Raw genomic sequence first — 21067 nt, 5'->3', positions numbered from 1 at the left:
TGCTGTATTCTTAACTTCAGCGATAAATTGCTTTTTGAATAAATGCTTAATCTTATTTCCTATTTGTTTTTGGCTCAAGCATCGCCTTCTTTTGCACCTGCACCGCAGGAAATCTTCGTTCCCCAACAAACAAGACCTTTAACAGGACATCTTGACAAAGTACCAGTATTTAACAGTAATAACCCAGAAGTAGTTAAGAGTGAAGGAATTCTGCTGTCTACATTTCCTCCTCAAGGCAAAAGAGTGCCCAGCGCCCACTTGAACTTTCCATTTCAGGGACGATTTGATTTATTTTCTCACCATATTGCTAGAGCAATTGAGACTCCAAATGATTTGCGGACTCTTTATTTGGGGGTAATTGTTTACAATCCAAGCGATCGCCCTACAACTGTCAACATATTGCAAGCAGCTAGTTATGTTAGTCAACCTGATGCACCTTTTATCAAACTTCCCCCCATGCAAGAAAATAATTCGGGAAACATTTATGCTGGGCCTGGCGATCGCGTCATGAATGATGTCCTACGAGTCAGACGGCAGTCAGGATGGCCAGCTCAGTTGGTAATTCCAGCAAAACAAAGCCGGATGTTAATGAATCATCCAATTCCAGTGCGGACTTTAACACCGCCATTGAATGGACGTTCTACTTTGTTGCATTTGTATAGTGATAGTCCAGTTTATCTGGCGAACCTGGCCATGTTTGCTAAACCCAATCCCGATGGTAGTGAACGAGCGCCCACTTTAGAAGAATGGGAGAACTTGTTAGAAAATGGTGATTTTGCAGGACCCCGTGAACCTGCCCCCAGTCCTCCAAATCACCTTGCAGGGGCAACAGAAATTTACGGACGGGTAGCGGGGGTAGCTGTTGGCTCTCGTTGGCAAGCACTAGTTACCGACTCTAATAGTTCATACCTGACAATTCCTGAATCAGGACAAGCTTTTTCCTACGGTTTAAGTACCCTTTTAGCAGGCAAAATGGGTACTGGACAAAACCAAACTGCTAAACTAGTAGCGCGTTATCCTGGTACTGCTTACGAAGCTCACGGCAACTATGGTATTGAATACAACATCTCTCTACCATTAATCAACAATACGGATAAGCCGCAAACTATAAATGTGCTTTTCCAAACACCTATCAAAGAAGATGAGTTAAGTAAACCAGGGCTTCGCTTTTCTTCACCACCCCAATCATCCGTCTTATTCCGAGGCACAGTTCGTATTCGCTACAATGACGATAATGGCTTACCCAGAACCCAATACTGGCATTTAGTTCAACAAGAGGGACAGATGGGAGAACCGCTTGCTCAATTAAAAATATCTCCTGGCCAGCGGCGAATGGTAGAAGTGGATTTTCTCTACCCACCTGATGCTGCCCCCCCTCAAATGCTGACAATTCAAACTGTAAACCAAACATCAGGCAGAGGGCAAATGGGAACAAAAAAGTTTCTCGAAAAACGTTTACCAGCGCGAGTTTCTCCGTTAAGTTAATACAGATGATCTGCTGTGGTTCCCTTAGAAATTGCGTGAAGTACACACAATTGAAAACTGTTAAATTTAGCATTTCTCATCTGCATAGAATACAGGCTTTTCGTTTTGGCTTTAGTGCAATTTCTGATAAAACAGATGTTGAACTAAATGTGCTGGGGCAAAATAGAAAACATGACGATTGAATCCGATTCCTCTAATCTACCAACCCCAGAACCAGTCCCGGAAAACGACTTGCAACCAGATGACTTTGACGGTGGTACAACTGAGAAGAACCTAACCTCAGAAACACTAGCGACACAACAAGCCCAAGCGGCGATCGCATTTTTGAAATCTCCGCAATATACAACTGCTCTTCAACTAGCCCGTTCTGACCTCCAACAACCCACTACCAAGCAATTCACTGTTAAGCCGAGGGCATTGCTAATTACTCTAATAGCGATCGCTGTTACTTTTATTGGAGTTATCCTGAATAACTGGCTCATCGGCATTGTTGGAACACTGATAACTTTGCTGTTATCCCTAGCGATACTATTGCCTTGGTTGCAAAAAGCCTTAGATGAGTGGTTTTCACCCGAAGAACGCACCCTGTTTGTTGCCTTTTTGGGACTGATAGTAGCCATTATCGGCTTGATCAAGTTTACAGGTGTGGGCGATCGCTTACTGCTTTGGGGACACCAGATTGACTGGGACATTGCTGGAACCCTAGCAGACTGGTTTGGCGCTTTGGGGCAAATTCTCATCGCCGTCATTGCTGTTTACGTGGCGTGGCGACAATATGTAATTTCCAAAGACTTGACAATTCAGCAAAACCTGCTCACAGTTCAGCAAAATATTATCACCCAGCAACAGACAATTGATTCGTATTTCCAAGGCGTTTCAGACTTAGTATTAGATGAAGAAGGATTATTAGAAGATTGGCCCCAAGAGAGAGCGATCGCTGAAGGACGGACTGCGGCAATTTTAAGTAGTGTCGATGGCAGTGGTAAAGCGAAAATTCTCCGCTTTCTCTCACGTTCCAAGTTGCTCTCACCCCTAAAACGCGATCGGCTATTAGGTCGAGCCATTCTCGACGGGACTGGCGGATATGCAGAAGACCGCCTGGAAGGTGTGCGTGTCATCGATTTAGGCGTCATGCTAGCCGCAGCAGACCTTTCTGGTACTGATTTGCGTTGGACTGACCTGAGCGAAGCTAATCTTGTCCGCGCTAATTTGGTCGGTTGTGACTTAGTAAAAGCCAATCTTTCTCGCACAATTTTATATAATGCTAATCTCAGTGGTGCTGACATCAACGGGATTCGCTTATTCTATGGTGTAGTAGATAAAGCATCACCCCGCAGTCGCACCCAAGCACCAGATTATGAAACCGGCGAACAAACTGGCGCTGTGGTGGAAAATGCCGATTTCAGCAATGTGCAGCGGATATCTGAGTCTGCACGTAACTACTGTTGCACTTGGGGTGGCGAAAAAACTAGAGGTACTATTCCCGGCGGTTGTGAAGGTATTCCGAATAAGTTGGGAAGATAGTTATAAGACTAGATAAAAAATTAGTTAGCCGCATTAAAAATCTGCTGTGCAGTTAAATTTAATTGGGGAAAGGTAGGTGATGAAATCGCTGTATTATCTTGAAACGGTGTCATTTGATATTCACCATCAACTAATTCGCATACAAAAATAGTGGGTTGTTTGGGATTGCCAATGAACTTTCTTCCACCCAATGCAGCATAATCAGCGATCCAATATTCAGGAATACCCATCTCTTCATAATCCCTAAGTTTATTGTAGTAATCATCTCGCCAGTTAGTGGAAACAACTTCAATAACTATTGGAACCGATGCTGCCTGGCTTACTGTTGACTGTTTTTGAAAAAGCGGTTCATTATTGAGATTATCAAGATTTAGCAGCAACACATCAGGCGAATAAGTGGATTCAGCAGAAGGAGTTTTGACTAATGCGGTTTTGGGTATAGTGTAGGGAAGGTTCAGGCGATCGAACTCGACAGTTAACTTACGGGCTATAAATCCGACAACTTTTTCATGCGAACCGGTTGGAGGCGGCATTTCAATAATTACTCCTTTGTGCAACTCATAGCGTTTTCCATCGTTGGGATACCATTCGATAAATTCATTAAAGGTTAGTAATTTGGGCAACGCTTGGGTCATAATCTTACCTCCATATATGTTTTACTTGATCGTGCAATAAATGTTGATTTTTAGTTGACAAAATTTGCACTTTTGTTTTTTCTTACCTTTAATAAGTGTAAATATTTATCCCCAAATAGCGCCACATGTTCCTCAATCTTTAAGAGGATGTTTGAAAAGTATTATTGCTAACATTAAAACCTCAGAAATCTAACCCACCGAGCAAGCCTTCCCTACAAGGGAATAGGCGTTTCAAAGCCTCTCTCCGCTTGCCTAACGGCAGGCTGACGCCAACGGGGAGAGGAATGGAAGCGGGGTTTTTGCCTACTTTACGACTTTTCAAACATCCTCTAACTATAGTGACCCGCGACAAATATCTGTTCTGCGGTCAAATTCAGGTCTGGAAATGTTTGGGAGATGAGGCGTTCTGTTCCCCTAAACTGTTGTCCTTGATAAGTTCCATCGACTAACTGATAAATCGTGATTACAGGTTGTTTGGATGAGCCGATGTAGCGTTTGCCTCCTAGCCCTAGATAATCTGCGATCCAATACTCCCCAATACCTAAGGCTTCGTAGTCTTCCACTTTCCGGGCATAGTCATTCTGCCAATTAGTACTGACAACCTCCACGACCAATTTAACAGACTTGCCTAGTGTAATCACTGGCTCAGTTTTCCATAATGGCTTATTCGCCAAACCCGTCTGATCAAGAATCACAACATCGGGTCTAAAGGCTGAATTTTGACCTAATGGTTTAATTAGGCATTTCATGGGAATAAACCAAGGCAAGTTGAGCAGATCAATTGCTACGTTGAGCTTACGATTAATTAACCCAGTTACCTGTTCATGAAGTCCAGTGGGTTCCAAGTCGATTAGTTCTCCGTCGATTAACTCGTAGCGGACATCATCCAGATATCCAGCAACGAATGCCTCACAGTTAAGAGTACCTGTATTAATAGTGGCTGAGACCATAGAGATTTGTCCTTCCAGGTTCAGAACTAGAGCAGGTATTGCTGCTCTAATTATTTTAACTACTTTTGATCAGGCAAAAATAAAAAGAAAAAATTGAATTCGGAAAAGTTTTCTGAGAATTAATTCTCTACTTTAGATTTTTAAATTTAACTTACGGCAGCCTCTATAGAGGGCGTTGCCAAGGTGAAGCAAACTGGCGATAACCGACATCTTGAAAGGCTCTAATCATTGGTGCATTGAGGACATCTGTATCACAAAATATCTGCCAAACACCAATTTTTTGCAGAACATGGGTGCCTTGGCACAGAAGGTCGTAAATGTAACGCTTCCCTCGCTGCTTGGGGACAACACCAATATAGTAGATTGTGCCTTCTTCCAGATTCTCTTTACGACATCCGCGATATATTACTGGTTGGATAAACCCGACTAGTTCACCTATATTGTTATAGCCAAGTTGCCACCATTGTGGTTCATAATCAAAGTCATTGCTGACTTGTGCCATTAACTTTGCCGCCGCCTCATCTGCTCCCAATTCTCTAACTGTCTTTTGATCGCTTCGGTCTAATGATGAACTGATAGCACAGCTGACGGCAGCAGTAAAATCTTCTATACTGACATCGTTGAGCGAACGAAATATAAGTCTTTCAGAGATTTGGACTACTGGCTTTGGTTGTTCCCAAATGAAAGGAATTTTTTCATAGTATGTTGTCATACAGCCCAGTAATTCTCACCTTCAGGTAGAGTGAGGATTTCAACGCCATCTTCAGTTACAGCTAAGGTATGCTCACATTGAGCAGAAAGCTTGCGATCGCGCGTTACCGCAGTCCACTTATCGCCCAGAACCTCGACTTCGTAAGTGCCTTCATTAATCATTGGCTCAATCGTAAAAACCATCCCTGGTCTGAGGCGCTTGCCCTTGCCGCGTGTGCCATAGTGGGGAACATCCGGTGCAGTATGGAAAATGTTACTGATGCCGTGTCCAACGAAATCTCGCACTACAGAAAAGCCTTGTCCTTCAGCATACTCTTGAATAGCTGCACCAATGTCGCCAATGCGTCCCCCAGGTTTAACTTCAGCAATACCCAGGCGTAAACATTCCTCTGTCACTTCAACCAGCTTTCTCGTTTTTGGCGAAGGAGTACCGACGAAAAATGTCTTCGATGTATCACCGTGATAACCCTCAACAATCGGTGTCACATCAATATTAATAATGTCACCTTCTTTGAGAATTTGCTTGGCATTGGGAATGCCGTGACAGATTACCTCATTTACACTGGTGCAAATCGATTTTGGATAACCTTTATAACCAAGAGGTGCGCTTTTTGCTCCATGAGCTTGTGTCCAACGTTCGGCTTCATCATTTAGTTCAAGGGTGCTAACCCCTGGCTTCACGAACGGTTCTAGATGCTGAAGAAGTTTAGCTGCTAAACGCCCAGCTTGACGCATTTTGTCTAATTCTCGTTGGGATAAAATAACAATTAGTTCGGTTTTCATTAACTTTTATCTAAAGTATCTTTCATAAACACAGTTAACCCTGTCTGTGCAGATCTTTGGGCAGCATCAGCAACCTTTAGGGTATACAAGCTCTCCTCTGGGGTAACGTACAAAGGAGTGCCATCAAAAAGATGGTCTAATACCATACTGGTGTCTTTGGCGAACAAACCGCGCCGAGGGCCAACCTCTATAGATGTTGTTTCCTCTGGCTGGATAAACAATCCTGTGTCGCCATCAAAAATTAAACCACCTTTTTCACCGTGAACTTCAAACTTGCGTTCTGATTGCCAAAGATTTTCACCTTTGCCATAGACTACTTGGCCTAAAAGTCCACTGTTAAAGCACAGTTCGCTAGTGCAGAAACAGGTTTGGTAGTATTCCGGTTCTATTTCCCAATATCGCTGGTGACAGTTAACAGTAAATACTTTACCAAATAAATCGATGAGACGATGTAGGCGAGACAGGGCACCAATTAAGGGAAAACCGAACAACTCGTGGTTATAAGTCCATTTGCGGGGTGCAGGATTCTGGGGGTTAATGGTGCTGTAGCGAACATAAAACACCTCACCAATTTTGGCTAAGTTTTGCTTCAAGGCTTGATGCAAACCACCCAAAAGTTCCAGGTGTTCAACGTGCAGGAGTTTTTGTTGTGCTTTGGCTAAGGCAATCAGTTCCTCAGCTTCTACTACATCCAACGAAAGAGGATACTCTACAATCAGATGTTTGCCGTTGGTAAGTGCTGCACGAGCGATCGCCCCATGATCTCGATTAATAGTGGAAATTATTACTAAATCTATATCTTCCCGCTCTACTAGCTCTTGCCAAGAACTCAACGTTTCAATCTGGTACTCTTTGGCAAAAGTTTCTGTTTTTTCTGCGGTATGACCAACAACTGCTATTAACTGCGATCGCTCATCATGGAGCAATGCCTCAGCGCGAAACTTTGCCGCATACCCAGTACCTACCAAACCTACACGCACTCTTGCTTTTTCCAAAGCTGCTTCTGAATTATACATGATCCTCCTAGTTCTATTTTCGATCCTCCCACACTTCTAGTGGTAGGATTCTTTTTTCATTCCCGTAAAACAAAGGCACTCTTTCCAAGCGCCTAAGGCAAAAAATCAGGTGATTAAAAAATCTAATTGGATAATTCTTAGGGCGATAGCGAACGCGAACAGCGTCTCGCACAGAAGCACAGAATGCACTTAAATTTTCGGAGTTGTTGCAGGAATTTTTTGATTACCAACTTACCCAAATTTCTTGAGCATTATCTTGACAAAAATAAATTTTTATGATAATCACACACTTAATTAAACATTAATTTTAATGATGTTTATTTCATATAAGATAGTTTTTGTTAATCACAAGCTGACTAGGGCAGTAAATCTATAAATAAAACTTATCTGGATTAAGCAACTAAATTTCATTACTAATCGGGTTCAATTTCCAGTTACATCGTTTAATTTTTCTCGTAGTATCAGAATTGAAGCAAATTTAAACTAGCGGCTAATCCCACGGAACAGCCGTGACCTTTGCCTTAGAATAACTTATACTGCCGTTTCCAAAAGAGAGGATTATTCAATGGCTACTTTTAAAGTGACACTAATCAACGAGTCCGAAGGGCTGAACAAAACACTTGACGTTGAGGACGACACCTATATTCTAGACGCTGCTGAAGAAGCTGGTCTTGACCTGCCCTACTCTTGCCGCGCTGGTGCTTGCTCGACCTGTGCAGGTAAACTCCTAAAGGGTACCGTTGATCAGGGTGACCAGTCATTCTTAGATGACGATCAAATAGAAGCTGGGTATGTACTAACCTGTGTCGCTTACCCAACCTCTGACGTGACAATCGAAACTCACAAAGAAGAAGAACTCTATTAAGAGTTAGACACCTCAACAATAAACCTCTTGCAAGAGTTAATCATGTTGACAAAATAGAAGCAGGGCATCTAGGGTCAACACCCTTTCAATGCCGTGTGTACCTCTTAAAACGACTTTGACAAAAAGCCTAATTTCGTGTTAAGTAGGAACACAAATTTTCTGTGTTCCTGCTTAATTTTTCAGTATGGAGTTTCCCCTCTGCGACTGCCTCTGGCCTCTTTTGTTAAAGCTTAATTTCTTTACTAAGAATTTTAATCTGAGTACCAGGATAATAGAATTGGAGAATTTTTGGACTCGACCAACCTAGTTTTGCTAAATTTTGAGCGCCAGTTTGACTCAAGCCGACTCCATGTCCTAATCCACCACCAATAAAAGCGTATCCCCACAGTTCTGGTTTGCCTTTATTCAGAGGTTCTATATAAAATAGCGTACTCATAGGAGCAGCAAAGGCACTGCGAACTTCGTCTTTGTGGAGAATAAAGGTGCTGTTATCGGTTTTAACTGCGAGTTCAAGGATGCGTCCACTCTGGCTTCGCTTCACTACTGCCATAGCCTGAATTGTCTTAAATTTGGCATAGGGACTGTTTTTCACCTGCAAAAATTTCTGCAAGTCCTTGATAATATCCTTTAAAGGGGTTTCCTTGTGCCAACGAAACATATCCCACTTGCTTTCATTAAATCCTTGTTGGATATTAATAAATTTCTGGAAGTTATTTTCATCTGCCAAACTCTGCTTAGACAAGTTCCAAAAATTAGTCGCAGCATCTAGTACAGGGCGCAGATAGGGACGATCATCGCCATTCCAGACATCGCTGAAGGAGGCGGTAACACCACCAGTAGTGGAAGAATACAGGGCATCTACTAGTTCGTTTTTATAAGTTACTACCTTACCTCTGGTGGAAGCGATCGCTCGGTCTGTTTTGGCAGCAGCTCCATTCAGCCCATAATAAACTTGGCAATGAGTATCAGCACACAACTGATAGTTATCTGCAACAAACCTGCGTAAATTTCTCAAGGCATAAGTCCGGGCGATAATTGCTTGGGCTTCCAGCGCTGCTGTTGGTGCATCTGTACCTATTTCGTAAGGCAGAACGCCACGCAAATAAGTTTCTAAGGGTACTTGGTTAACTAGAGTGTATGTGCCGTATGCATTTGGCTGCAAATTCAGTCGTCCAGCATAAAGACGAGCAAACTCTTGTTTTTCGCTTTTATTCACCCGAATCAAGTTTTTATCAGTACTGATTTCCAAATCATTTGGGCTATAGCGTTTACCATCTACCACCCAACTAGCTCGCGGCACTTGTTTAATAATCTTAGTATCAAGATATACTTTTTGTTTGGTAGAAGCTTGGATGTTCTGCAATAACAAGCGTCGCAGTAAAGGAGTGCTATAAACATCTCGTTTCGCCCAAACCTGCCAGCGTTCTGGCTGGGCTATTTCCACTTCCATTCCCTGAGAACGCCATTTATTAGCACTGTCTTCCGCAGTTTCAAAGGTACGGTATGTGCCTAAAACTACCACTTCTTCAACTGCTGACTGGGGTAAAGCTTGCATGACTGTTTCCAGCTTTACAGGTTTATTGGTAACCAGTATTTGCTGCTTGTTGCCTGCAAGAAATTTTAGCTTTAAGCGATCGCCTTTTGTGGGTTCCAGTTGCAGCTTGGCTGTGGGTTGTGAGCCAAATCGCTGCACAATCCCTATTTTCAGTTCCATACCCTGGATGTTGCTCTCAGGGCCTGATGCAGCAGTCAGTCCCAATAGACAAAATGTTGTCAGCACAGTGTGGGAAAAACGCCAAAACGAAAATTTCATGGCTACCTGATAGCGAAGCGATAGCGAGTCTTCTCCCAAAGAGAGACGCCAAAGGCGATAGCGCAGCTTTAGCGAGTCACCGAGCGTCACGAGTGTCTTCTGCCCCTTAATACGGCGTTGGAGCTGATTTTCCAATTGCTTTGTAGCACGGTCTTTTTGTCGCATGAGTGCTCCAATGATACCATTACCAGTTTTGCCCCAAATACTAGTTGCAAAACAAAGTCATAATGACTATGATTTATTTAGAGACACAAAACAGAACTAGTTGGATAAACTTCTTATGGTTAGAGTCCAAGAAATTCCATTGAATCAGATAAAAAGGCCGTTGCCCCGTGCAAACGATCCAAATAAAGTACAAGCCTTAATGGAATCGATTGCGGAGATTGGGCAGCAAGAACCTATTGATGTCCTAGAAGTAGATGGACAATATTATGGCTTTTCTGGTTGCCATCGGTATGAAGCTTGCCAGCGTTTAGGCAAAGAAACCGTTTTAGCCAGAGTCCGTAAAGCACCCCGCAGCGTTTTGAAGATGCACTTGGCATAGAGACTTGAGTTTGGGGCAGGGGCATGGGGCATGGAGATTTAATTTTCTTGCCAATGCCCAATATCCAATCCCCAATTACATATAACCTAATTAGGAAAAAATTATGTCATCGAAAGTAACAGTCAAAAATGTAAATATCGGCATTGACGAGCCAAGTAGGGCTAAAATTGCCGAGGGTTTATCTCGCCTGTTGGCTGACACTTATACACTGTATCTGAAAACTCATAACTTCCATTGGAATGTAACCGGGCCGATGTTCCAAACATTGCATTTGATGTTTGAGACCCAGTATACAGAATTAGCCTTAGCAGTTGATTTAATAGCCGAGAGAATTAGAGCGCTTGGCTATCCCGCACCAGGAACCTACAGCGAATATGCCAAACTGAGTTCGATTCCAGAAACTCCCGGAGTTCCTAAAGCTGTGGAGATGATTCGCTTATTAGTGGAAGGACAAGAAGCCGTAGTCAGAACTGCACGGTCTATTTTCCCCGTGGTAGAGGAAGTTAACGACGAACCTACTGCCGATTTATTGACTCAGCGGATGCAAGTACATGAAAAGACAGCTTGGATGTTGAGAAGTTTACTGGAAGAATAGGAATGGGGCATAGGGCATAGGGAATAGGGAATAGAGAATAAAGAAAAAACTTAATCGCCAATGCCCGATGACGCCAGTTGCTTCTCAATACAGGAGACGCTCTTGCTAGCAAGATCCCCGTAGGGGTATAAGTAGGGCATTGCCCGCCCAACGCACTGGCTCCCCAATGCCTAATACCTAATACCCTGTTTGGCCAATGCCTAATACCCAATGCCTAATACCCAATACCCAAAAGTTGCAAGATTTAATGCAACAGGTGGGTATTTCTAGTTTTAAAGCGCTGAGTCGCGCTGCTGGTGTCTCAGAGCGTCAACTTTTGCGGTTACGCCAAGGAAAGCTAGAGCAGATGCGGGTAGAAGTGCTGCTCAAGCTGTCGCCAGTGCTACAGATGCCATTGAGTGAATTAGTCACAACTTTTTCAACCGTAAAGTTATTACAAGAGAAAACAGCGCCTACTCAGGAATTGTTACAAGAGATTGCAGATTTAAGAACAGAGTACGATCGCTCGCAGCAACAAATAGAACAACAGCAAGAGATATTACTACAAGAACTCCAGCAGTCGAGTTTGCAACTGCTAGAGTCTTTATTATTGCAATGGCCAACCGCAGCACAGAAAGCGCAAGAAAATCCCCAGCTAGCAGCAGTTAAAATAGTACCGTTGGTGCAGAAACCCCTGGAAAAGCTTTTACAGGCGTGGGGAGTGGAAGCGATCGCACCCGTGGGAGCAGAATTACCTTATGACCCCCAACTGCACCAATTGATGGAGGGTACAGCACAACCTGGAGAAAAAGTTAAGGTGCGCTACACTGGCTACCTTCAAGGTGAAAAGCTGCTTTATAGAGCCAAAGTCAGTGCTGTTTGAGGGAGTTAAAAATTAGTTAGTAAGGGGTTAGAAATTCATAACTCTTTACTTTTTGTGTTATTTGTTGATAAATCAGAGATATTGGGAATACTAAAATAGCCGAGGCAATGACCTCTGAGAACTTCTGTTAGAGCGTTGGTGTGCGTTTGAGCTTGCTTGGCGCTGTTGAAAGCGAGATTTTTGGCTCTAGAGCGGTAGTCCAGAGGTAAATTATTTCAATTATGTAAGTAATTGGACATAAATAAATGTAGATCCTAGTTACTATCATAAATACTCAGTAGTCAAGAGATGGTTATATGTACTAATGATTCTGATGTGAAACCCCGATAGTTGAGTAATTTTCATAGTATTTTTGCTTATAGTGCTGAATTGGGGGCTAGAGACTGAGAAAATTTGGTGGGTGATGCAGATCCGTCGCCAAATTGGAGAATAATCTATACTTACCACCCAGTATCCAGGTAGAGGAACGCCGCTGCTAGACTCGGTTTAGCTGCACTATCGCTGCAACCCCTTGAATTTTGAATTGTTTAATTACGGCTATCATCATGAGGTTTATTCGAGAATCTCAGTTTTGCAAAAATATTTGGTAAATAATCTGAAAAGCAGTAACTTCAGGTTGTAGATCAGTATATACCTACATTAATCAGATGCAAGCAAGTTGGCGTTAAAAATCAACATCTGTGACGAAACATCAAAGCAGCAAACAGCTTATAAATCGCTCATTCCAACATTTTTACAAAACTAAACATATATAATTTTTATCGTGCCGACTCACTTACCTGGTTTATTTCTAATTGGTCTGTTACTAGTAGCAAAGCTATACTTAGTTAATAATATGTTTTTTGTAATTTCAAAAAAATCAGATTAAAATATTTATAATTAATCTTTATCTATGATGATTAATTATCAATGATTACTCAATATGTAATCTTAGCTTTTATTTCACAAGCATTTTTGAATGTTATATAATAGCGAAATAAGAGCATCATTTACACAAATCAGCGTGACATAATTATGAGAGAAGAAGTAAAAGTTATTAAGCTCACTGGTAATTTAAACGCCACAACTTCACAAGACTTTCGACAAAATATCACTAATATTCTAGAAACTGGTGCGAAAATTGTGTTAGTTGATTTTAAAGATGTAACATTTATGGATAGTTCAGGTTTGGGAGCTTTAGTCTTAGCTTTCAAAACCCTGCGAGCAGCAGATAGTAAGCTTGTTCTTTGCTCAATTAGTGAGCAAGTCAGGATATTATTTGAACTGACTAATATGGATAAAGTATTTGAAATATTCCCCAGTCAAGACGCATTTAATCAGGTTTTAGTCTCCAATACGTAATTAATCAAACTTCATTTGCAAAATAGATAAATCATCATCAAAAGCATCTTTGGAGTTCAGAGCGATTAAATAACTCAGTATGCGCTCGAGTTGGCAGTCAACAGGATCTTGCAGACTAACCAGTAGCTGAATAAAAGCATCCAAACTCCAAAGTATGCCATCTGATTTATTTATTTCATAAGCGCCATCACTAAAAATATAAAGGGTACTGAATTTTTCAATATTGCAAAACCCATCAACATATTTTGCCTCTGGAAACATGCCAACTGGCATACCGGGGGTTTTTAAAAGTTTAACTTCAGACTTCCTGGGAGATGTACCGGTTACTAAAACTGCTGGTGGATGACCTGCACTAGCATAAATTAACTGGCGGTTGATTCGGTTGTAAACTCCATACCAAATCGTAAAGTATTTGTCATTTTGATAATTCATCTGAAAGGTATCATTCAAAGCCTTTAATACATCACTAGGTTGATGGTAATTCAGACTTTTGAGCGCACGGGAACGCAGCAGATTTAGGACTGAAACAGAGGGAAGAGTAGCTTTGAGTCCATGTCCGGCAGTATCGAGTAAGTAAATTGCCAAATAATCAGCATCGAGCCAATAGTAATCGAAGCAATCACCGCCGAGTTGCCGCGAGGGAATGAATCGGAAATTTATATTGAAGGGTTCCGTCATAGAAAGAGGCAGTAGCGATCGCACATATTCTGCGGCTTCTGACATTTCTGATTCTAAAAGCAACTTTTGAGCCTGCAAATCTCTACTCAACTGATGCAGGCGTAATCCCGCTCTTACCCGTGCTTGTAATTCATTGTGCTCAATAGGTTTGGAGATAAAATCATCAGCACCAGCATCTAGACCTTTGACGCAATCGGCAACGGAATCTAAGGATGTTAATAAAATAAAGAATGTGGTATAAAATTTGGGGTCTGCCTTAATGCGGTGGCAAACTTCCAATCCAGTCAACCCTGGCATGATCCAATCACAAATAATTAGTGCTGGACGGTAAGCTAGTGCCTTTTCTATTCCTTCCTCGCCGCTACTGGCAGTAACTACTTCATAACCCTGTTTTTCCAACATCCTTTTCAGAAGTATTTTTATTGAATAGTCATCATCAATTATTAGTATTTGAAACATAGAAAGTTGTAGGAAACACTCATTAAAAACTTGCTGTTAAAATAGAAAATAAAAATATGGTATCGGCTAATAAGCTAGTAGTATCTATATAGATATACTACTAACTCATTTATATTTTTCCGTCGAATTTATGACTTTTTAACGTCATAAAACATTATGGGGGGGCAAGAGGATTCACCCACAAGAGGATGGAACTTTTTAGCTGGTTTAAATCGCGGTATGCTTCTTGCTTGAACCATTGCCCTAAGGCATCAAAGGGGCTGAAAGATGTTCCAGTTTGCCATTTAATGTCTTGACCTAGAGGTGTTGTGTGAGTTCCTGGTAAGGTTTGTGCTGTCACCATCTCATCAAAACGTTCTTGTAGGATTTTGGTTAAAGCTGCTGATTGATCAATGGTGTCATTGCTAAATTTTATTAATAAATTGCGCCGGATATTGTAACGCTCTTGGACAAGCTTATTGGTTTCCAACGGTGAAGGGGTAAACTCGATTTTCAAAGTAGAATTGAATTGTTCTACTAAGGGGATAGCTTCTTTAGCGGCGTAGTTGTTGAAGGATATTAAAATATTGCCTGCACGTTCTACTTGAAAGAGGCTACCAATCAGTAAGTGAAGTTTGCAGCCCATACTGTGTCCAACGCCGTAGATGGGAAAGTAAAGCTTGCATAATGCCCCAGAATCATGTAAGCGTTCGAGGGTGCGGTCAAAGTTTAACAGCACGGATTTTGCGATCGCAGTATGATCCAATGTATTAACGAAAGGCGTAGCAATTACAACATAACCTTTACTCGCAAGTTGTTCGAGTAACCAGCGATAAGTGATGTGCGGTGCAGTGGCGACAAATGCACCTCCTAAAAAATGGATGATCCCTATGGGATTTCGGGGAATGATTACCCAGTTACCTCTGATTTCTTTCCAGTCCATGCCAATGAGCGATCGCTTTAGGAATATTCTTTATGTTAGACCGGGGATCGCAACCGTGGGAAGGATTATCTAAAAAGCCATTGAGCATATCTGGCAAAGAGATTGGAAACCAACCCACCCAGCAGCATCTACGCATTCTCCAACTCACTTCTGTTACGCACGGTCGCCCTGAGTATTGGTTTTAACGCTGAGTCTGTAATCTTTTCATTTCGTGTTGCACATCTAATGCAATCTGTAATGCTTCATTGAGTAACCTTCCATGCTCAGTAGCCTGTTCATTTACTTGCATGGCTGTTAAAGTTGCTAAATTGTTGACGAATAGCTCTGTATTACTAAGGATAAAGCTCTTATTTTCTCTCAAAATCTTTTCTGTTTTCAAAGCGCGAACTAAATCGGCTTTGGTGAGCTTAAGCGCTGCCAGAACATTCTCTCTTTCTTTTATAAGTACTTCTGGATTACCAGCTTCTTCTATTTGGTCATTAATATCTATTGCTCTAATAACACTATTATATCTTTCAACATCATTTAACAGGATTTGCAGAGAATTTGTCATGTTTAGTTTGACAACTTTACTTTTACTTTTCCAGATTAAATATAAGATAGTTTGCGTAAGACCGCCAACCCAAAGACCTAAGATAATTAATACTATCCAAGATGGAATTGTTATCCATGATAAAAATACTTTTATAATTATATCAAAGAAAAGATAGCCAAATACAAATGTAGCAAACCCAATAAAAATTACAGTTGCTCCTTCCGAACTTTTAATTTTTTGGATGTATAGTTTTGCTAATTTTTGCAGAGGTTTTGTAATGATTAAAAGTTGATCATTGACAGGTAAATTAGTCAGCTTTTGCAGTTCATCCTGACTAATTTCCAAGCCCTGTAAATCATCCCGCACTGCTTTTTAATCCTTGCCAGAATAGTTATTTAATCTAATATAGCAATCAAATTTCTGGAATGCTGGCATTTTGTCTAAACTTTTTTAAGCAAGTTAATATTTCTAGGCAATATCAAAATTTTTTGTACAGTATGATACTCTTTTGCTAAGAGAACTATTTGTACTATAGCAATCTTATTTGAGTTGTGAAAACTATCGAACCGCCAACTCTTGGAGAGGCTTTGCCAACGCGCAGGGTCTCGCACAGAAGCCGCCAACTCTTGGAGAGGCTTTGCCAACGCCAACGCGCAGCGTCTCGTAGAGAAAAGCGCCAAGAGGAGAAACAGAAAAGTTCATAAATCATTTAGGACTGCTATATAACAGTAAGGAGAACAAAAATAAATCAATTGCTTGTAAATGTGATGAAAATGCAACAGGTTATTGTCGTGGTAAACAGTTATTTGCAACTAGAAGAAATAATAATATAAAAGTCTGCAAAAACAGACTTTTTTGTTGATTTATAAATAATCGCGTCTCACTTATTACATTAACTTCGCTTTGGATAAGATTGTTTCTGTTTTGAAACGCCACATTGAGAATTTAAAAATGGGGGGATGGGACAGTCTAGCGTCATGGCGATCGCTCTTAGTAAATCTGCTTCTGAATCTGTAACTTTGTTATCTAATAATACTGTGTGGGCGTAGGCATCAACAATAGCTTGCTTGAGTTTGGGACTGGCAAGGCGGAGGCGCTCAATACTCTTCTTTAGTTCAGTGAAATTACAGATAAATGGCGTGTGTGGTTTTTTTAGCTTTCCGGCTTTGGGAAATCGAAAAACTCCAGAACGAAAAACATAGGTTATATTTTCACTGGACGCATCGGGTTGGGACTGTCTGACACGTGTAATTACGGATATAACTAAGAGACTATCTGGCCAAATCTGTTCTATGAAGGTAAATTATACCGTTGTAGCCGACAGAAAATTTCTACTAGGTCGGAGACGATGCCACAGTATTAACTGCAACACAAAAGAGCAATTGCTTTTCCCCCGCCCGGAGACGAAAAATTTTATATATACTTGCTAGAGCGATGTCTACGACGGGCTACGCCTACGCAATTATTGTAATTCCAGCCACGTAGAGAAATAATCCTGGATGCCAGCAAATATGAGGAGCCATACGGAACAGAAACAAGGTAGCAATATAAATCGCAATAATCATGACTGCGATCGACAGGGCAAATAACCCGATTAACTGTTGCGTATTTCGGTGTGCTTTATCCTGATGTTCAAAGAAATTCATAAATACCTAAAAAGAGACGTGGGGAGCAGTTTTCATTTCAGGAATGGCTTCTGGCAGTAATTCGGCAGCAGTAAAGTTAAAAGTATTGGTTACCAAATTGGTAGGGAAAGATTCACTCTTGGTGTTGTAAAGTGTCACCGCATCATTAAAAGCCTGACGTGCAAAAGCAATCCGGTTTTCGATGGAAGATAATTCCTCCATTACTTGGCTCATGGCGCGATCGGCTTTGAATTCTGGATAAGATTCCGAAAGTACCATCAAGCGACTTAACGCACCCGTCAGCGCCCCTTCAGCATTACCCAACTGCTGCATTGCTCGGGGATCACCGGGATTTTGCACGGCACGACTGCTAACATTCATTGCAGAATTCCGGGCGGTAATAACTGCTTCTATGGTTTCTCGCTCATGTTTCATGTACCCTTTGGCAGTTTCCACTAAGTTGGGAATTAAGTCATAGCGGCGCTGTAATTGAACATCGATTTGAGAATAAGCATTTTTGTAACGGTTGCGATAGTTGACCAAATCGTTGTAGCCATCAATGATAATTACAGCAATCATAGTAACTAAAACAACAGAAAATATTAAAAGCCCCATATTTTTAGATTATTCTCATCAGGTACTTACTTTTTTGCAGATTAACCAATCACGGTAATCTTTATATCCAGCAAAATTTGTCTGGATATAAAGATGAGTCTACTTTTAGCAAGTTGCCTTCGTCGTCTGTAAAATTAGTTACGCAAATTTACTGACACTGCACGAGATCCCCGACAACTTTTACGAAATTGGGGATCTAAACCTTGCGATTTTCACGGCTCAGATAAAATTGTTATATATTATTAGATAAGTTACCTATAAATCTGGGTGAATAGGGAATAACCGCTGACAGCAAAAATAAAAAGGATGGCAGCAGGAAAAATTACTACATCCCTGACAATAAATAAAATCCAATCTTTTCTTAGTTCTTGTTTAAATTTGAATTCTCGTAGTTTTCGCTCCACTTCTAAGTCTTCTTGTGACTGCAAGTTTACAGTTGAGATAATTAGTGGGTTATCGCCTTTGCTGGCAATTATTTTTGATAAATCTGTTCTATCTGTCATGCTGTTTAGATACCAATAATTTCAGTTTCAAGATTTTGGTTATCATCTACAATCCAAATATGCTTGCCTTTTTGCTTGGCTTCTACGGCTACTTCTAAGAGTGCGATCGCTTTTAGCAACACCTCAGTATTATCTCCATTAATCTGTTGTGCCAGATTGTTTAGTGTCTCATAAACTTCTGGCGATAAATCTAAATTTATTTTAATTCGTTGATTTTGTCCTTGTGCAGTCATTTCTATTTTATTTAATATTTTTAAGGTGAAATCCAGTTTTCCAACTGTAAATTAGAAATCCGGCTGTAATGACGAGTATTGTTTGTGACTAAAGTGTAATTTTCTGCAACTGCAACACTAGCAATTAGTAAATCAAACTCAGCAATTGTTTGTCCAAGTCTACGGAGTTCTGCCTTTAATTCACCATACTTTCTGAGAGCAGGATCAGTTAAAGGTACGACGGGTAAGTTTTGAATAAATTCTTCTGCACGATTTAAATTTTCCATTACTCGTTGAGAGTTATAAGCACCGAAATACAACTCAGCAACCGTGATACTGCAAATACAAATTTGCTCCCATCCTATTTCTCTAACTTTAGTTCTGACTAAATTAATATCTTTAATCCAATAAATGCAAGTATCGGTATCAAGTAAATAAGTCATAGACTAATGTCATTGTTAGAAATAGTACGGCTATCATAAATATCTTTGACTATTTCCTCAGCAGTACGTTCATCTTCCCAAGGGCCAAGCCTTTCCATAAACGTGTCTAGTGGATGCGGTTTTGGCTGCTGTTCAGATGAGAGAATGATTTCATTCACTATCAATTGATTTGCTTCTGTAACTCCTAATTTTTTGGTTTCTTCTTTAGCTATAACCATAATTTGCATCAAGGTTATAGCCTGACGCAGAACATCACTTTTACTTACGCCTATTTTCTCTGCTAGTTCGTCTAGTATCTGATTTAGTTCAGGTGACAAATCTAAGTTGAAGCGAACCATCTTTTGAGTGTTAGTCATGGTTCCATCCTTGTGTAAAATATTAAGTATATTATAGTTGACTGAAGCTGTAAGATTGATAGCGATGATTCAAGAACTTGATAGGGTTATTCTGACTAGTGATATCGCAGAATATAGTTTAGAAGAGGGTGATATAGGTACAGTTGTTTTAGTACATCAGGGTGGCAAAGGATATGAGGTTGAATTTGTCACATTAGATGGCAAGACTGTGGCAATTGTTTCACTCCACAGCATACAAGTACGTCCGATTGGTAGAAGATAAATTGCGCGATCGCGGCTGATGAATTAATGTGATCATTACATGTATTTACTCTAAAGCAATAGTGCGATCGCACTTGTTAAACTTGTATTTTTGAGTGCCGGACGACTGAAGTCGCACCTACAAGAACAAAACCTGTCTACGCAAGTTTCAATCCAGAAAAATTGCTTACTTATACAAATTATTATTTACTACTGTAATTTGCTTGCCTCTGATATTTCACGCCAAAAATCGAGGGCTGATTGAGTTCGGAATTCAAGACGTCTACGCAATGATCTTGCTATTGCTGTACTATACGGCGAAGAAAGACTCTCTGCTATTTGGCGGGGCTTTCCATCCAAGATTTCTTCACAAGTAAATTGTGGAATTTCACCAAGAAGTAAACTTAATAGTAATAACCCTGTATGGTATATATCTACCTGTTTTCCAATTAGTCCATATTTTGCTGGAGCCAGATATTCTGGCGGTAACATCCATTCTGCAAGTATTGTATTAAATACGTCGATATCTTTCTCTAATCTAGTTATTCCTAAATCACCAATTTTGAACATAAAAATTGGATCATTACTTGGATTCATTTTATCCTGTAACAATGACAAAAAAACATTTCCATGATGGATATCTTTGTGAACATAGCCTGCATTATGTATAAAATCAATTCCTTGTAATACTTCTCGCGCAACATGTGGTAGCCAAACTTCTCCTTGTGAAATTGGTAACTGAAGCAAGTCATTGAGTGTAAAATGACAGCGTTCTATAATAAGATAAAAAGTATTACGATGTTCAAAAGCAGCATATACAAAGGTAATCTTTTGATGGCGAAGTAACAATAGCTTGTTTAGTTCTTCTAGCCACTGTTCTCGAACTTCTTCGTATGTTTGATTTCGAGGGACAAGCACTTTAGCGACAAGTTCATTGCCCCACTCATCTTCACATTTATATACTTTTCCATGGTATCCTTGACTAATAACTTCACCAATCAAGTATCGCATTCCATTGTAATAAATAGAATGACCTTCTTCTGGTGGCTGAAAATTTGGTGGATTAATCACTTGTGTATTTAGCCTAATTATCAAAATCCCATAATAGCAAACCCCCAACCAGGAAAACACTGAGACGGGGGTATTATAATACATTATATCTATCTAGCTTAATACACTAACCCGATCGCACCTTTCGTCAAGCCTCCACAGTCAATCCATTAAACGCCATCAACTCAGTAACACTGACGTAGTTTTCCCACGCTTGCAAGCGAATGTGTCACATTTGTTTGTAAATCAAGTTTTGAACTTCTAAATCGAGTTTTGAACTTCTAAATCGAGTTTTGAACTTCTAA

Annotated in this window: 25 protein-coding genes; 8 read left to right on the top strand and 17 right to left on the bottom strand. The window is 40.6% G+C overall.

Annotated elements, in window-relative coordinates:
• Positions 1-42 precede the first annotated feature (42 nt).
• Together Q0541_RS24070 and Q0541_RS24065 are read left to right on the top strand one after the other, a co-directional pair.
• On the top strand, positions 43-1485 hold the full coding sequence (locus tag Q0541_RS24070) for a DUF3370 domain-containing protein (protein WP_298916535.1): 1443 nt from the start codon (positions 43-45) through the stop codon (positions 1483-1485).
• Positions 1486-1656: 171 nt separating this feature from the next.
• Positions 1657-3009, top strand: a complete 1353-nt coding sequence (locus Q0541_RS24065) for a pentapeptide repeat-containing protein (protein WP_298916532.1) — start codon at positions 1657-1659, stop codon at positions 3007-3009.
• A 20-nt stretch (positions 3010-3029) separates the two neighbouring features.
• On the opposite strand, the gene Q0541_RS24060 is transcribed toward Q0541_RS24065, so the two are convergent.
• The 5 genes from Q0541_RS24060 to Q0541_RS24040 form a co-directional block, all read right to left on the bottom strand.
• Positions 3030-3644 (bottom strand): Uma2 family endonuclease, encoded by a 615-nt coding sequence (locus Q0541_RS24060; RefSeq protein WP_298916529.1) that lies wholly within the window; start codon positions 3642-3644, stop codon positions 3030-3032.
• A gap of 329 nt (positions 3645-3973) precedes the next feature.
• Positions 3974-4594 (bottom strand): Uma2 family endonuclease, encoded by a 621-nt coding sequence (locus Q0541_RS24055; RefSeq protein WP_298916526.1) that lies wholly within the window; start codon positions 4592-4594, stop codon positions 3974-3976.
• A gap of 163 nt (positions 4595-4757) precedes the next feature.
• The gene (locus Q0541_RS24050; RefSeq protein ID WP_298916523.1) at positions 4758-5306 is read right to left on the bottom strand and encodes a GNAT family N-acetyltransferase; all 549 of its coding nucleotides are present in this window, start codon (positions 5304-5306) and stop codon (positions 4758-4760) included.
• Positions 5303-6088, bottom strand: a complete 786-nt coding sequence (map, locus tag Q0541_RS24045) for a type I methionyl aminopeptidase (RefSeq protein ID WP_298916520.1) — start codon at positions 6086-6088, stop codon at positions 5303-5305. The genes Q0541_RS24050 and map overlap by 4 nt, the downstream gene beginning before the upstream one ends.
• Positions 6088-7104 (bottom strand): Gfo/Idh/MocA family oxidoreductase, encoded by a 1017-nt coding sequence (locus Q0541_RS24040; RefSeq protein ID WP_298916517.1) that lies wholly within the window; start codon positions 7102-7104, stop codon positions 6088-6090. Before Q0541_RS24040 ends, map begins: the two co-directional genes overlap by 1 nt.
• Positions 7105-7669: 565 nt before the next feature.
• Between Q0541_RS24040 and Q0541_RS24035 the strand changes: the two genes are divergently transcribed.
• Entirely contained in the window at positions 7670-7969 is a 300-nt protein-coding gene (locus Q0541_RS24035) for a ferredoxin (RefSeq protein WP_273763405.1), read from the top strand.
• A 223-nt stretch (positions 7970-8192) separates the two neighbouring features.
• On the opposite strand, the gene Q0541_RS24030 is transcribed toward Q0541_RS24035, so the two are convergent.
• The gene (locus Q0541_RS24030) at positions 8193-9782 is read right to left on the bottom strand and encodes a SpoIID/LytB domain-containing protein (RefSeq protein ID WP_298916607.1); all 1590 of its coding nucleotides are present in this window, start codon (positions 9780-9782) and stop codon (positions 8193-8195) included.
• A 280-nt stretch (positions 9783-10062) separates the two neighbouring features.
• On the opposite strand from Q0541_RS24030, the gene Q0541_RS24025 reads away from it, so the two are divergent.
• The 4 genes from Q0541_RS24025 to Q0541_RS24010 all read left to right on the top strand — a co-directional run bounded on the left by Q0541_RS24025 (position 10063) and on the right by Q0541_RS24010 (position 13124).
• Entirely contained in the window at positions 10063-10326 is a 264-nt protein-coding gene (locus Q0541_RS24025; protein ID WP_012410090.1) for a ParB N-terminal domain-containing protein, read from the top strand.
• 103 nt (positions 10327-10429) lie between these two features.
• On the top strand, positions 10430-10921 hold the full coding sequence (locus Q0541_RS24020) for a Dps family protein (RefSeq protein ID WP_298916505.1): 492 nt from the start codon (positions 10430-10432) through the stop codon (positions 10919-10921).
• 196 nt (positions 10922-11117) lie between these two features.
• Positions 11118-11783: a nucleotide exchange factor GrpE gene (gene grpE, locus Q0541_RS24015; RefSeq protein ID WP_298916502.1), complete on the top strand. Its 666-nt coding sequence runs from the start codon at positions 11118-11120 to the stop codon at positions 11781-11783.
• Positions 11784-12797: 1014 nt separating this feature from the next.
• Entirely contained in the window at positions 12798-13124 is a 327-nt protein-coding gene (locus Q0541_RS24010; protein ID WP_298916499.1) for an STAS domain-containing protein, read from the top strand.
• On the opposite strand, the gene Q0541_RS24005 is transcribed toward Q0541_RS24010, so the two are convergent.
• The 10 genes from Q0541_RS24005 to Q0541_RS23960 all read right to left on the bottom strand — a co-directional run bounded on the left by Q0541_RS24005 (position 13125) and on the right by Q0541_RS23960 (position 19472).
• Positions 13125-14261, bottom strand: coding sequence for a SpoIIE family protein phosphatase (locus Q0541_RS24005; protein WP_298916496.1), 1137 nt, complete (start codon positions 14259-14261; stop codon positions 13125-13127).
• Positions 14262-14415: 154 nt separating this feature from the next.
• Entirely contained in the window at positions 14416-15183 is a 768-nt protein-coding gene (locus tag Q0541_RS24000; RefSeq protein ID WP_298916493.1) for a DUF1350 family protein, read from the bottom strand.
• The gene (locus tag Q0541_RS23995) at positions 15158-15301 is read right to left on the bottom strand and encodes a hypothetical protein (RefSeq protein WP_298916490.1); all 144 of its coding nucleotides are present in this window, start codon (positions 15299-15301) and stop codon (positions 15158-15160) included. The genes Q0541_RS24000 and Q0541_RS23995 overlap by 26 nt, the downstream gene beginning before the upstream one ends.
• Before the next feature lie 63 nt (positions 15302-15364).
• Positions 15365-16084 carry a hypothetical protein gene (locus tag Q0541_RS23990; RefSeq protein ID WP_298916487.1) on the bottom strand — a complete coding sequence of 240 codons (720 nt, stop codon included), beginning with the start codon at positions 16082-16084 and terminating at the stop codon, positions 15365-15367.
• Between the two features lie 1088 nt (positions 16085-17172).
• Positions 17173-17364: a hypothetical protein gene (locus tag Q0541_RS23985; protein WP_298916484.1), complete on the bottom strand. Its 192-nt coding sequence runs from the start codon at positions 17362-17364 to the stop codon at positions 17173-17175.
• Between the two features lie 6 nt (positions 17365-17370).
• A complete protein-coding gene (locus Q0541_RS23980) occupies positions 17371-17958 on the bottom strand; it encodes a LemA family protein (protein ID WP_298916481.1) in 588 nt (195 codons plus the stop codon).
• A gap of 251 nt (positions 17959-18209) precedes the next feature.
• Positions 18210-18461 (bottom strand): hypothetical protein, encoded by a 252-nt coding sequence (locus tag Q0541_RS23975; RefSeq protein ID WP_298916478.1) that lies wholly within the window; start codon positions 18459-18461, stop codon positions 18210-18212.
• A 5-nt stretch (positions 18462-18466) separates the two neighbouring features.
• Positions 18467-18694, bottom strand: coding sequence for a DNA-binding protein (locus tag Q0541_RS23970; protein WP_298916475.1), 228 nt, complete (start codon positions 18692-18694; stop codon positions 18467-18469).
• A gap of 20 nt (positions 18695-18714) precedes the next feature.
• Positions 18715-19116 (bottom strand): type II toxin-antitoxin system VapC family toxin, encoded by a 402-nt coding sequence (locus Q0541_RS23965; protein WP_298916472.1) that lies wholly within the window; start codon positions 19114-19116, stop codon positions 18715-18717.
• Positions 19113-19472 carry a CopG family transcriptional regulator gene (locus tag Q0541_RS23960; protein WP_298916469.1) on the bottom strand — a complete coding sequence of 120 codons (360 nt, stop codon included), beginning with the start codon at positions 19470-19472 and terminating at the stop codon, positions 19113-19115. Before Q0541_RS23960 ends, Q0541_RS23965 begins: the two co-directional genes overlap by 4 nt.
• Before the next feature lie 64 nt (positions 19473-19536).
• Here Q0541_RS23960 and Q0541_RS23955 point away from each other — a divergent pair, with 64 nt between their 5' ends.
• The gene (locus Q0541_RS23955) at positions 19537-19734 is read left to right on the top strand and encodes a DUF4926 domain-containing protein (protein WP_298916466.1); all 198 of its coding nucleotides are present in this window, start codon (positions 19537-19539) and stop codon (positions 19732-19734) included.
• A gap of 188 nt (positions 19735-19922) precedes the next feature.
• Here Q0541_RS23955 and Q0541_RS23950 read toward each other — a convergent pair whose 3' ends face one another.
• The gene (locus Q0541_RS23950) at positions 19923-20783 is read right to left on the bottom strand and encodes a protein kinase (RefSeq protein ID WP_298916463.1); all 861 of its coding nucleotides are present in this window, start codon (positions 20781-20783) and stop codon (positions 19923-19925) included.
• Positions 20784-21067: the final 284 nt, after the last annotated feature.

This window comes from uncultured Nostoc sp. (genome assembly GCF_937863485.1).
In the GTDB taxonomy this organism is placed as follows: domain Bacteria; phylum Cyanobacteriota; class Cyanobacteriia; order Cyanobacteriales; family Nostocaceae; genus Nostoc.
This window is presented reverse-complemented; position numbering and strand designations above follow the sequence as displayed.